The sequence below is a fragment of the Microcoleus sp. Pol1C5 genome, assembly GCF_036701115.1.
Classification (GTDB): domain Bacteria; phylum Cyanobacteriota; class Cyanobacteriia; order Cyanobacteriales; family Microcoleaceae; genus Microcoleus.
Genome location: NZ_JAUBQE010000012.1, coordinates 87619 through 100067, shown reverse-complemented (window position 1 = coordinate 100067; position 12449 = coordinate 87619). Strand labels below are relative to the sequence as shown.

The following is a 12449-nucleotide window of genomic DNA, read 5'->3' as shown; positions in this document are numbered from 1 at the left end:
TTTCCTAATTACAGCACTATTTCCTTAATTAGGAATTCATCGCTGATTCAAAGACTCGGCGGAGATGTTTGTGCAGTTCCCCAACTAACAAAGGGTCTGTGGGTAGTGCTTGTAACCCCTCATCATATTGCACATAATTCCCAGGGTACAAGATAGCTGCATATTGAACTACTTGCACCCCACCGACTCCACGAATGGCATCTCGATAGCTGTGCATCTTGTCAATGTCCTGTTTGAGAGGAACTTTACAACCTCCTCGCGAATCTACCTTGTACTTCGGATCGAATAGATAAATTCTAGGAACTTGGCTAGACGGATGTCTTACCTCGACGACAATATCTGGGCGCTGGTCAAAGCTAATGCTGTAGGTGGCTGCACTTGGGTCGGTTGCAAAGGTACGCTCCGGGGTAAGCGTCACCGATACTTCGGTCTGTGGATGCACCAGTTCTACGGCTATTTCTCCGTTTGGTAGCACCACCACCAACTCGTTTTCAATCGGGTATGTCAACCGATTGTGCTTTAACCGATATCCTTGCTCTGCTGCAACTTTCAGCAATACCTGGATTACTTGAAGTGTTCCCCATAGTTGATACAGGTATGGTAGATTTTGCAACGGCACATCCAGCGCCGATTGCTCCAATCGGACTTCCATCTGTCTGCAAAACTCCAAAAAGCCCTCTAGGGCTGCCCGGTAAGCAGGACGCTTTAGGAACACCATTGTCAACTGGTTGCTCAAAGACTGCGGTAAGCTGACTTCCGAGAGAAAATGTGCCTGTCTCTTAGCATCGCTTAGACTCTTTACCAACCTCTGTAGCTCTTGGATACAGTCGCTGTAATCATTGCGGGATGGCAGCAACATTAGCTCATTCAGCCACCGCTCTAGTCGCAGCAATCGCCGCTCAACTTGATGCACGTACAACTTCACCAGACGGTTTTCATACACATCCAACGTATGCTCCACCCGACAGTCGAGGACACGCACTGGTTTACCAAATTTGTCCAGATTGTGACCCCGCATTGCCTGGGGTAATCCGCTGATGGAAAGCCGCCGTGCCTGAGCCTGCGGAACCCATACCTCCTGCGATCGCAGGACTTGATGCGGGTCAAGTGCTAACTTTGGTAAAAGACTTTGCAATCCGGGTCGTTCCTTTGTACCCAAAATCGTTCGTCGTAGGCGGTTAAGTTCCTCTGCTACCGTCGTTTCCTGTGGCATTCGGAACACTAAATTGCCAAATGCTCCAACCCGTTGTAGTGCCACTGCCACTGCTGCTGGCAACTCCATTGATAAATCGGTTAGTAATTGAGTAAAGGCATCCAGTGTAATCTTCTCCGGTAGAACCGTGACGATCCGCTCTTCAACTGTACTTCCACACTCTAAGCGCAACTGATAATAGCCAGGGTCTGACCGTTCCCACTCTGCAACTATGCAATCCTGACCGTGGATAATGCGCCGTTGCACATCTAGCTGACGACCTTGCCGAAACAACTTTACCTGTGACCACTGGTCAAATGGCAAACGCACCTCGATCAGCGCTCGTTGCCACTCCTTTGGCCTATCCAAACTCTCGCCTTTGTCGGTGCAAAACCCTAACTTACTAGAAGTATGAGGTAAATCCATGTTCATTAAATTTATTCAGCATATCTTCGGTTTTTTTAAGGCTCAGTTCTAAGTTATTGTTATTTGCAATCTTTAAAAACTTTTTTAATGCTTCTCCAACACGACTATCTACTCCTTTAAACTTAGGCAATACTTTTTGGAGCAACTGTTCATCTAAGGCTTCATTCCACGGCACGCTCAGTTTTTCAGCTTCTTTTACGTATGTTACTATCTCATCCATGACCCGGAATGCAAACGGCGCAACAGGGTGAACATCCTTCCAGACTTCCATTAGTACCTTAGCACAGTCACTATTACAAGCTGTTTTTACCAGATAATCCCTCAACTGCTGCTCATTAATAGTCAATTCAATTAGTTGGGCGCGGTCGTAAACCTTATCAGCAAATCCATGAGTTGTCTCATCCACGTTGACCGTACCAATAAAATAAAGGTTTGGTGTCAATAATAGCTCGCTCTGTGGTATTTCTTCGCCTGACCCTAACTCAATCCGTGCGGTTCCCTCTCGCATTCGCACTTCCATTGCAGACAGAAACTTTGCAAAGTAGTACTCGACCCTCGCTAAATTCATTTCATCCAAAACAAAGTGATAAGGCTTTGCCTGTTGCTTTTTCGATTCTGCCTGGTTGTATTCTGCCGCTGCTTTTCTCAAAAAGCTGCTGAACTCCGTATCATGATATTTCTGAGCGATCGGGTTGAAATATCCTAATAAGTCTTCATTAGTTGTCCAGTTTGGAGCTACTGGCATTAACAGGTACTCTGCACTTATGGCTTCTGCATATGCCCGGGTCAACCAGGTTTTTCCTATCCCGCTAACCCCGGACAAGATGACGAACTTTCGAGTCTGTAGTGCCAGGTGATAACGTCGTAGCGAACGCTCATCTATTCGCAATCCCTGTTTAACAACTTGCTGTAGTGCCAGGTGATAAAGTCGTAGCGAACGCTCATCTATTCGCAATCCCTGTTTAACAACTTGCTGTTGAATGTCCTTCAAAGATGGAGTAGTTAAATCTAGCCCAGACGGTTTTTGGTTCACTAACGCCAGCACCTGGGCTGCTGGCTTATCCTCATCCTCATCCTCATCCTCTGTCCACCCTGGCAACTTTTTACATAACAGGTCTTCTAGTTTCTGGGAGTCAAATACCGCTTCTGCAAGCGTGTGGTGATAAGGACTCTCTTCCATCGGCGAACGATTCTCCTCTGAATTTCTATAGGTCTCCAGCGCCTTTTCATACGTTTCTTTTGCAGTTCCAGTCCAAGGAAACTTCATTAAGTATGTATTCAACACTCGATAATTAGATCCTTTTAGTTGCTCGGGTATTCTTTGATGTTCTGGTGCTTTTTTTGTAGTTATCTTCGGGTTTCCAACGAATGGAACAATGAGTTTCCATTCAGGCGGACGTGAAAATGTGCATACTCGCCACCCCTTGAAGTCAAGAGTCAAAATCCACTTACTGAAACAAAAGTAGTTGACTAATGTCACAGGATCTACTAATGCCACTATCTCTTGATAGCGAAAATCTTCAAAGCTCTCGACCCCTATTACCTTCAATAGTTCCAGAAGATGATCTGGGTGAGAGAGACCCAGTTTTATGCTCAAACGGAACTCTGAGTCTTTAGCATCATTAACACCTAAGAGGTTTAGAGTGTTTTTTAAGAATTTAAATGCTTTCTTGGCCTCTTCGCTATTTGAGAAAATCTCTGAAAATGGCTTTGTAAACATAAATAAATCATAAATAGGAACCAACTCTAGTATTCCCTCTATCTTTTCCAAAGTCTTGATATCAAGCTTTAGATTTCAACACAGCACATACCGACTGCTGGGTAATGTAGAGCGATCGCGCCGTCCCACTCTCCAAATCAAAATAGGTCGCAAACCGCTTGAGATTGCCCGCAGCCATCCGGTACAAATAATCCGCCGCCTCAGCCGCCACTCGAACATTCACGCTCTCGCTCTGCACATTCAGCACTGCCATCTCAGCACAAGATAGATTATTTGTCAACTCTTCAGGTTTCGGTTTCAAAAGGTCAGGAGCCTGGAGCACCGGAGATGGCAGCCTAGCACATCCCAGCCCCCCAAAATTATAGAACTCCGGGTCAGTTTCCAAAGAACTGCCCAGCAAAATTTGTCCGGCTGCTGCATGATTTCCGCAATCCAGATACCACACGCGGGGAATTTCAGAACGGCTGTAAAATTGGTTTAACTCCAGAGCCTGATTAATTGCCGCTCTCCCGGCTGCTGTATCCACGCACCCCACCAGGATGGTCAGTTTGTCGTAGGCGTAGCGGATTAGCTTGGGGTCAAATTCCTGCACGAAAGCCGTCGTGTCAACTCCCCAAGCGATAGAGTATCTCAACGCTAGAGCTTGCGCCTTGGGCAGTCCGATTTCCTTATCGCAGAAAGCTTGCCTGCTGATGTTGGCGAATTCAACTCGATCGGGATCTGCGATCGCAAATTGCACCTTTTTCCCCGACTTACCCAAACTCCGTGCCAGCCGTGCAATATGGTAAGACAGCCAAGAACCCGTTCCTCCCGCCCCAATTAGCCAAAAATCAATCGAATCAGCTTGTCTGACAATCAAAGGCGAAGCTGACAAATAATCCTAATTAAACATGAGGTAAATCTCCAAATGTTGTTTACAATTCGATGGGGTCATCTAACAAAGATGGCGCGACAGAACTGGAGTAAAATTTAGAAATCGAATCGTCTTTTTTCCTGTCGCCTGTAGTAACATCTGCAATGAAACTCGGCAATTCAAATATCCAGTCAGCAGGAATGTGCCAGAATTGCCGATAAACTCCCACGCGGCAAATAATTTCAGCGCTCGATTCAGTCACTCTCCCTAAAACTACGAAAATGCGGAAACCCCCTTCATCGGCATCATCTGCACCCGAGAAGAAAGCCGCCATCCGATTGTGCGAATGTACCTCTACAGTGGCGTTAATGTACGAAGAATCTAAACCGTATTCAATTGCTCTACATTTAGCAGAACTTTGCGTTTGCTCTGGAATTACGAGCCGCCATTGTCCTTGTTCCTGATGAATGTGGAAAGTGATTTCTAACGGTGGTTCTGCAAGCGCGGCGATACAACTTTCTTTCCACATTTGGATGAGTATCTGCTGAGGGATTCGTCCGGGAGTTAATCGGACTAAAGGCTCAATCGGTTCTAATCCTCTGATTGACGCGGTAAAATTTTCCACCGGAATTATCACTTCTAACCCCAGTCTAACCGCTCTAACAAAGATGCCATTGCTGCCAATCAGATACTCGAACATACTGCTAGAGTGAAACGGCAGATTGTCTCCGAGTTTGACAATCTTATAAGCGACAAATTCTAAGTTGTAGTGATTCACTTTAGGTGGTTCAATCATCAGTTATTGCTGAAACTAATTTGGCAATTATTTGGTTCGTGCTGACTAAATCTTTAACTGGGTAAGATGAACGTTTAACTGCTTTTTCGAGCTGCAAGCGCACGTCACTGGGTTGCGCCCTAGATTTGCCGTCACTCAAATGTCCGTTGAAGGGACTAGAGATGAACAATTCCCAAGCTTTTTTAATAGTATTGGGCGAAGCTACAGGCGGTTTATTATCTCCCCAGCAGATGCGTCCACAGGGTTGATAGGAATGCAAATAGACGTTGGGCAGCGGAACGTGAAAAGCATCTGCTTCCGGGTCAAATTTAGAGCCTTTAATTGCCCAAACCCAGTAATCAGATTTCAACCCCAAGAAGACCAATGCTGGTAAAGAAACTAAGTGCTTTGATTCCAACAAATTTATTTCGTGTTTCTGAGGTAGCACGAATTTGATTGTCCATTCCCCGGCGCTGCCAGTTCCCCAACGTACTATCCCCGATTCAGGGTTTATCCAACCCGAATCAATGGGTGTATTGGCAAAAGCTGCTCGCAGAGTTGCTGGAGACAGGCATTTGTACTTGGAACTGTCCCCCGATTGATAGTGAAAAATGTAAGTACCGCCCTCAATAAAGAGAAGTTCGGCTTGAATTGTGGACAATTTTCGGGGGGCTATTTCCAGTACCTCTCGAATTATTTCAGATGTAATGTCAGATTCCATAATGCTAAGAGGTGTGAGAAATTGGTGTTAGGCTCAGATTCAATCCAGTCAATCAAGTCGCCGGCTTTATCTAGTAGCTGAGTGGCTTTCTTCCATTCACTTGCTAGGAACTTAATCTCTTGAATCGTCCAGGGTCTTGATTTAAAATTGCGATGCCAGTAACTTTCACAGCAAACACTTTGGTCTAGCCAAATATTTCCTGTTTCTAAGTCAAGGAGTGTTAAGGCTGTAGGCAAATCGCTGATAGGAGGTGCAACGCGACGGGCTAATCTCTTGAGAAGTTTGAAGTTAGTTTTTTCGGGATGTGCAATGTCTTTCAAGCTGTATCCAAACGTACATTCGTACCACGATTCTCCTTCATCGCCTGCTACCGATTCCAACCACCACCGACCTGACTGCGAAAGTGGCAGTAATATCTGCCATCCGCTTCGCAATGCGTCAATTCCTTCTTCATGGTCTTGCCAATCTATTCCTTTGGGTGAGACAGGAATTTGATAGAGGCGCTCTTCATAAGCGCCCTCTAAAATTATGTCGTCAATGGGAAATAAATGTTCGTTAACTAGCGAAATAAACTCCAATTCCTTCGGACTGTGATTTTCATCTTCCGAGTAGAGTTCCGATTGGCTTTTTTCCCATTCCAAAGGAAACAATTGTTGATAAAGACTGAGTAGCTGATAGGTGTTCACTGTAGTTTAGACTAAAAAATGATTGCAGCCAAAAGTAGCCGTCTTTAAATATCCGGCAAGCTGTTACTCAAAAACTCAAGAGGAAGAAGATTAAATAACTAATCTTTAAGAATTTTTGCGTCGAGAAACCCGTTTTTTCACAGTGGGATAGCACGGTGCCTTGGTCCGTACCCTTCCTTTTTCCCAGCCAGGGGATTTTCCCCTCTGTTGAGGCATTTTCGTGGGAGTACCAATGTCAATTAAAACCGACAACATTGATTGGGCAACACGTCCAGGAGTTAAATTGCTTGTAGCCGATTGCCAAGGTAATACATTCTCGACCACTAAATCCCTAGCTAGCCAGAGTTGCCAACTTATCAATGGCATTAAATCACTCCACCGCTCTGATTGTTCGGGAGTTCTCAAGTTAGGCAATGTCCAATGCAATCTTTGCTTAGCAAACCTATACCAATGATCCACCCCAAAACGTCGTAAATACTTAAACCAGACTGTTTCTAAGGGTAGAGTTCGTTCTCCCACCCAAGCCAACCACAAGGGTGGAAACGGCTGACCATTTGACATGGGCTTCATTCTTTGGACGAGGATTAAATTGACTCTTTGTTCGGCCGCACGATAAAAATGTAAGTCTGGCCATTGACTGACTCGGACTTGTCCCAAATCAGGGTGTTCGTCAATTTCAATCACAGTATCCGCTTCGAGCCATGTGGTTGGGTCAGAGAGCCTCATTTTGGGCCCATGTTTCCGTGGTCTACCGCGACCACTATAGGCTGGTGGTGCCGACCACAAGCAGGCATTCTTTCGGACTCGCATTAAGCAATCAGCTTGAATATCTGCTTGCGCCAGTACCCAATTTGCATTCCCATATTCTCTATCTAAAACTGCTAAGACTGGATTGATGCTCTGTTGACAGACAAGTTTGAGTTGGGAAGCTGCTTGAAGTATGGGTGAAGACCCACTACTAATTCTTTCATGGAGCAGGGGTAATGCCCAACTTCCTTGCGCTTCGGGTATCCACGCAATGGTACTGTACCCCTGCCCAAGAATTACGCCTTGGTGATATTCATGGGTTCTGTCTTGTAATGTTTTGGCATCTGGTCGGCCCCATCCAGTATGATCGATTGCCACTAAAACGTGTTCCGTTGAGGGTGCTTCCTCCTGTAATTGCTGGAGATACAGCAGCATCAGTTTTTTCCGGTCTGGTCTACAGTCTTGCAATGCCTCGTAGACGCTTGGCCATTGACGATGGAATAATGGATTGAGCGAAAATTCCGCCAAACAGGCTGCATTCCTGGTCGTCATCACTGCATCCATGAGCTCGAATGTGGCATCCTTGGCTTTGACCAATAACTCGTATGCTGCTTGACGAAAGTCCTTTAATCGTTCACTGTTCATTTAGGGAGTGGATAGGTTTTCTTTTTCACCCTTATTCTCTCCCGGCGCGGTGGCTTTAGTTCTTCTGAAAGCCACCGTTCTCATCTTTATTTAGTCTAAACTACAGGTGTTCAGTTTATCTAACAAATAATCGGTTGCTGATTTAAAGTCGATGATTGGTTGGCATTGCTGTAATATTTGCAGAGCGGATTTAGCATTCCAAATTGCAGCCATATTAAAACCCCATTGGAACTGCACCAGCTACAGAGCGACTATTTAACAGTCGTTTCTTGGTTTGCTCAACTGCTCTCACGTCGTCTGTCCCTTTTGAAATAGCGAACTCAATAGCTTTTACCATTTCTTTCATTGTCGCGCTATCGAGTTCGCCAGAAAGCTCTAACCGTTGTAGTTTCCGGCACATAGATAGTGCAGGATTGACTTCTTCTGGTGCATTGATGAGGAATTCTAAAGGAGTCATTTTCATGGGTATTTTACTCCTTTAGAGCCGTTGCGTTTGGCTACTGTAATCAATTCTCCAGGTTTTCTAATGATGTCGGCGTTGGCGCAATCGGGGTAATAAGTTGTGAGCAATTTGCGGAGCTCGTTATCATCATTTGCTATTTCCTCATCAACAGGATGTTGTTGTCCCTCGAAGGAAATTAGCACTTTCTTTTTTGAAGTCATTTTTTTATTCCACAAGTAGGTATGTTGTTCAAATCCCAAATAAGGTCAGTTGCGTGCCAGTAGTTTTAGACTCTGTAGAAGTTGTAGACGTAGTGGTGCTACTTGCTTCGCTTCCAGGTTGCTTTTGGTTAGTGCTTCTTTTCTTTTGGTTGCGAGCATTAGCAATCTGTCGCCGCACTTGGCAATTAGGAAAATCTGCTACAAGTTCCTTCAGCAGTTCTTTGAGAGGTGGCGGTAATTCTCCCAATGATGACTCTCTTATCTTTTCGCTAACTGGAAAGTCCCTGTGACTACTTGCGGAAATAATTACAATTCGTCCGTCTGGATGGCCGTCATCTGGTTTAAATGTCAGGTGCAGTTCGACAGTACATTTCTCTAAGATATAAGGTTCTTCTTGATGTTCGGATTGTAAATTGTGGGATTCTTCAGTTTCAGAGACAGTATTTTCTTCATCTTCCTCTGCCAAATTATCATCATCTATTGATTCTAAATCGCTTGCAGAGGTTGATGATTCAGTAGCGACTGGTTTTTTAACTTTAGCTGGCGAGAGGAGACCTAGATAATGTTTTTTGGCTTGCCAGCGATCGCGGTCAAATATCAGTCCAATTTTTTGGAATTTTTCCTCTATTGTTTCTTCATCTTCGGCTTGAATTGTATACTCAATTAACTCTTCGCTCGTTACCGATAAATTAGCAGCCGCGACAGCCTCTTCTGGTGTCAACCATTTCATTTTTGCTATGCTATTTAATAGCTTGTCATACTACTTATGGGCGTTAGCCCCCCTTATTGGTATTAATTAAACTTATTTTTATTCAAAGATCCACTTAATAATAGTAGCGGCTCATCCCCGTAGGCTTCTACTTCCAAGTAATCGGTCATTGCTTCAGCTACAGCGGCTCTTATAGAACCAAGGAGGACGAATAATCTCCCATCTTTTATGGGAAACGATATGTCGAGGCGATTGTCTCCATCCTCAATTAAGATGGCAAGTTTTCCTCGATAAATCCGGTAGGTAATTGTGTCAAATGTTGAAATGTCAAAGGAATGGTTGTTTTGTTTATTCATGGATTAAGCTGTCCTAAATTACTTCAAAAAAAAGGTTTAGCAGATAGCGAGATAACAACTATCTGCTGTTAGTTAAACCTCCCACGCTTGTTTGAAGATTTACCCCTAGCCGGCTCGTGCTTTCATCTTCTTGTTAGAACCATCAACGCTTTTAGCGATCGCCTTTTCTTTTCGCCTACTATTTTGTGTTATAGTTGAATGATTCTCCTGAGTATTTGGTGCAGCAGCACGATTTGAAATTACCTCAGTTGCAGAGGTCAGATTTGATGGTACTATTCCGTATTCAACTCTGAGTTTACGCTCAATTCGAGTGCCATCAACGGGAATGCCTTGTTTCCAATCAGCTACGATTTTGCGTTTGTTGGGTGTAATAACTAGCTTTTCCGTGCGGTACTCTGTTGGCAATTCACAAGGATTGATTAATACTTCGCAACTCGGCGGATTTTCCTTGAGTCGGATGTGACGCGAGATCCCCACAATCTCTGTGGGAATTACTCCCATTGAATGAAATTGTAGTAGGGTTTTATCTAGACTGTTGCGCCACCGTTCCAGTCGTTCAATTGCCTTATTATGCAGTTCTACTAAGTGTTTTAAGCGTGCTTTGACGGCACAAATTTCAGCATCTAGTTGGTCTGCTAGTTCGGCTTGAGTGTCAACAACAATTTCCTGGTCTGTCTGAATTTCCCAGAGTTGTTTGAGGATAGTTTCCTCTTTTTCGGGAGTTTCAGCAGTTTCCAATTGATTCCAGAGTTCGACTGCTTGTATCGAATATCTGGCTAACGAATCTTTGGCTAAATACATTAGTTACCACCTTCCGCAACAATGAAAATACTCATCAAAAGTTTCAATGCTAGCGAGTATGGCTAGCGTTTCTGGCGTGAGTTCGTGTTCCAAACTCTTAGAGTCAATATCATCATCGCCTACTTCCAAAATTTCCGTTTTTGGGATAAGTTCTAGGGAGTCGGATTTGAAATTCACTCTTCCCAGCAAAGAAGTATTAGTGTACGAAATGAGTGTATTTGTTGTGTCGTCAGCTTCACATTGTTGTATGGGCACGGTTGTGTAAAACCTCATCTAGAATTTCAAAGTCAACAAACCTTAATAGTGCTTTCCATTTCGCGTAGAAGCCCTTAAGCTTTCAACTTTTTTCAAAGCAGGAACCCGCTGCTTGCGAGAAGGAAGTTTTTCTTCAGATACATCTGATAATTCTTCTGAAAAGTTATCTTCGTCGCCTTCAAGATCGTCGTTAGTGAAATCAGCATCGTTATCCTCATCCGCGTCATTCACTTCGCTTTCATCTGTCTGAACTTCTGGTTCTGGCGATGCAGCAGCAGGTGAGGCAGTTGAGGTAGCGATGATGTCATAGCCGAGTTCTAGGATTAGCGATCGCACGACGCTTTCCATCTGCTGTTCCGATAACCCAGGAGTCGTTCTTTTGAGTTCCTGCCGTTTCATCAACATCCACACTTCCAGAGTTTCTTCAGGCGTTGCAGTCTTCAATGCCAATTTGATTTTTCTTGTCAGTTTGTCCCGCGTGGATTTGAGACGGTCTGTGGCAATTTTTTGTGTATTATTTGGCTGATTTGTAGGCATAAGTAGTGGCGCACCAAATTATTATTTTCACCCCAATGTCTGGGCGTTAGCCCATTTATAAGTGGATGACATCGGAAATTAGGTAGAGAAGTTTGTAATTCCTTGGCATGATGTGATCCGACGCACATATTTAATAGGTTAAAGGCTGAAAATACACATATCTTGAGCTTATAGATAGCCTACAAAAAGCATTGCCATGAGCCAAATAAGAGGCTTCTACCCAGTTATTCTTATCCCGGATTCCATTCGTCAGTTCTGCGCGGATAACCCGATACCTATTTTGGAAGAAAGTGCTTCTTCTACAAAAAAAATGCCTTTTCCGCCGCGACAGCCAGTTTCCAATAATTCTCGTTATTTTCTGGTAATTCAACTTTGGATAGCTAGTGTTGCGGTAGTAATGTTGGTTAACTGGCTGTTTGGCATGAATGTTATGGCTTTCTGGTCATCGCTGACGTGTTCGTCAGTGAGTGTAGTGGCGACTTTTTCCTATCTGCGGTTTGTTGATTTTCAAGTGCGCGATCGCTACAAGCAACGACTGGCTGAGTATCAACAACAGTTATCTGAATACGAGAGTTATCAATTGCGTCATTGGCAGTCAAAAGGCAAGGAAACTGAGCAATATAATTCTCTTTTGCAGGAGCGATATAAGCTGCTTAAGAATTTGTTGAAAAAGATTGTTCAACCGCCAGCAACTCAGGGTAAGGGAGGAGTACAGCAAGGGGTAAGTGAAAAGCAATTTTTTATTTACTTATGTCGTTATTTCTCTAGTTTTTATGACTTCTGTATGGGTTGTGAGTTTCCTATACCCGGTACATCTTTTCGTTATACCGCTGACTTTATTTTGGTTCATAAACCGACTGGTTTAGCTATAGATATCGAGATTGATGAACCTTATGATGGGCGGACAGGAAAACCTCATCATTGCGTGGATAGGAATAAAGACAGTCAGCGCAATCGGTTTTTTTTAGAAAGAAATTGGGTGGTGATTCGGTTTTCTGAGTTGCAAGTTGTCAAATATCCTGATGCTTGCTGTAATGCGATCGCTAGAGTCGTTTTTCAAATCACCGGTGATTATAGAGGATTAGTTAAATTAAAAAAAGTTGTGAATTTAATTCCACATAAGCAATGGACAACTAAGCAAGCTATTTATATGGCTAAAACTAAATTCCGTAAATCTTATTTAAATACTTAATTTTAATATATTAAAAAAAAGAAGCTGTTCTAGATGGAAAAATTTTAAATAGCGATGATTTTGTGCGCTCCCCATGAACTAGCATAATTCGGTGTAGAGCGATTATACTACTCGAGTTTGGACTATCGCACCGCAGGTGCGATAGTCCAAACTTGAGTTATACTACAGATA

Annotated in this window: 15 protein-coding genes; 1 reads left to right on the top strand and 14 read right to left on the bottom strand. The window is 43.7% G+C overall.

The window, feature by feature from the left end:
- Positions 1-28: 28 nt before the first annotated feature.
- The 14 genes from QUA23_RS09385 to QUA23_RS09320 all read right to left on the bottom strand — a co-directional run bounded on the left by QUA23_RS09385 (position 29) and on the right by QUA23_RS09320 (position 11086).
- Positions 29-1624, bottom strand: a complete 1596-nt coding sequence (locus QUA23_RS09385; protein WP_333075432.1) for a DUF2357 domain-containing protein — start codon at positions 1622-1624, stop codon at positions 29-31.
- Positions 1596-3389 (bottom strand): AAA family ATPase, encoded by a 1794-nt coding sequence (locus QUA23_RS09380; RefSeq protein ID WP_333075430.1) that lies wholly within the window; start codon positions 3387-3389, stop codon positions 1596-1598. Before QUA23_RS09380 ends, QUA23_RS09385 begins: the two co-directional genes overlap by 29 nt.
- Positions 3390-3399: 10 nt before the next feature.
- On the bottom strand, positions 3400-4212 hold the full coding sequence (locus tag QUA23_RS09375; RefSeq protein WP_333075429.1) for a ThiF family adenylyltransferase: 813 nt from the start codon (positions 4210-4212) through the stop codon (positions 3400-3402).
- A 40-nt stretch (positions 4213-4252) separates the two neighbouring features.
- Positions 4253-4987, bottom strand: a complete 735-nt coding sequence (locus QUA23_RS09370) for a hypothetical protein (RefSeq protein ID WP_333075428.1) — start codon at positions 4985-4987, stop codon at positions 4253-4255.
- The gene (locus tag QUA23_RS09365; RefSeq protein ID WP_333075427.1) at positions 4980-5687 is read right to left on the bottom strand and encodes a hypothetical protein; all 708 of its coding nucleotides are present in this window, start codon (positions 5685-5687) and stop codon (positions 4980-4982) included. The genes QUA23_RS09370 and QUA23_RS09365 overlap by 8 nt, the downstream gene beginning before the upstream one ends.
- A complete protein-coding gene (locus QUA23_RS09360) occupies positions 5660-6373 on the bottom strand; it encodes a hypothetical protein (protein WP_333075426.1) in 714 nt (237 codons plus the stop codon). Before QUA23_RS09360 ends, QUA23_RS09365 begins: the two co-directional genes overlap by 28 nt.
- A 105-nt stretch (positions 6374-6478) precedes the next feature.
- A complete protein-coding gene (locus tag QUA23_RS09355) occupies positions 6479-7765 on the bottom strand; it encodes an NF041680 family putative transposase (protein ID WP_333075425.1) in 1287 nt (428 codons plus the stop codon).
- A 214-nt stretch (positions 7766-7979) separates the two neighbouring features.
- A complete protein-coding gene (locus tag QUA23_RS09350) occupies positions 7980-8228 on the bottom strand; it encodes a hypothetical protein (protein ID WP_333075424.1) in 249 nt (82 codons plus the stop codon).
- Positions 8225-8428 (bottom strand): hypothetical protein, encoded by a 204-nt coding sequence (locus QUA23_RS09345; protein WP_333075422.1) that lies wholly within the window; start codon positions 8426-8428, stop codon positions 8225-8227. The genes QUA23_RS09350 and QUA23_RS09345 overlap by 4 nt, the downstream gene beginning before the upstream one ends.
- 28 nt (positions 8429-8456) lie before the next feature.
- Complete coding sequence (locus tag QUA23_RS09340; RefSeq protein ID WP_333075419.1) at positions 8457-9158, bottom strand: hypothetical protein; 702 nt, start codon at positions 9156-9158, stop codon at positions 8457-8459.
- A 62-nt stretch (positions 9159-9220) separates the two neighbouring features.
- Positions 9221-9493 (bottom strand): hypothetical protein, encoded by a 273-nt coding sequence (locus QUA23_RS09335; protein ID WP_333075417.1) that lies wholly within the window; start codon positions 9491-9493, stop codon positions 9221-9223.
- 105 nt (positions 9494-9598) lie between these two features.
- Complete coding sequence (locus QUA23_RS09330; protein WP_333075415.1) at positions 9599-10294, bottom strand: siphovirus Gp157 family protein; 696 nt, start codon at positions 10292-10294, stop codon at positions 9599-9601.
- A gap of 3 nt (positions 10295-10297) precedes the next feature.
- Positions 10298-10549: a hypothetical protein gene (locus QUA23_RS09325; RefSeq protein WP_333093857.1), complete on the bottom strand. Its 252-nt coding sequence runs from the start codon at positions 10547-10549 to the stop codon at positions 10298-10300.
- Positions 10550-10591: 42 nt separating this feature from the next.
- Entirely contained in the window at positions 10592-11086 is a 495-nt protein-coding gene (locus QUA23_RS09320) for a hypothetical protein (protein WP_333075411.1), read from the bottom strand.
- Between the two features lie 196 nt (positions 11087-11282).
- On the opposite strand from QUA23_RS09320, the gene QUA23_RS09315 reads away from it, so the two are divergent.
- Positions 11283-12278, top strand: a complete 996-nt coding sequence (locus QUA23_RS09315; RefSeq protein ID WP_333075410.1) for a hypothetical protein — start codon at positions 11283-11285, stop codon at positions 12276-12278.
- The last annotated feature ends 171 nt before the right edge of the window (positions 12279-12449 follow it).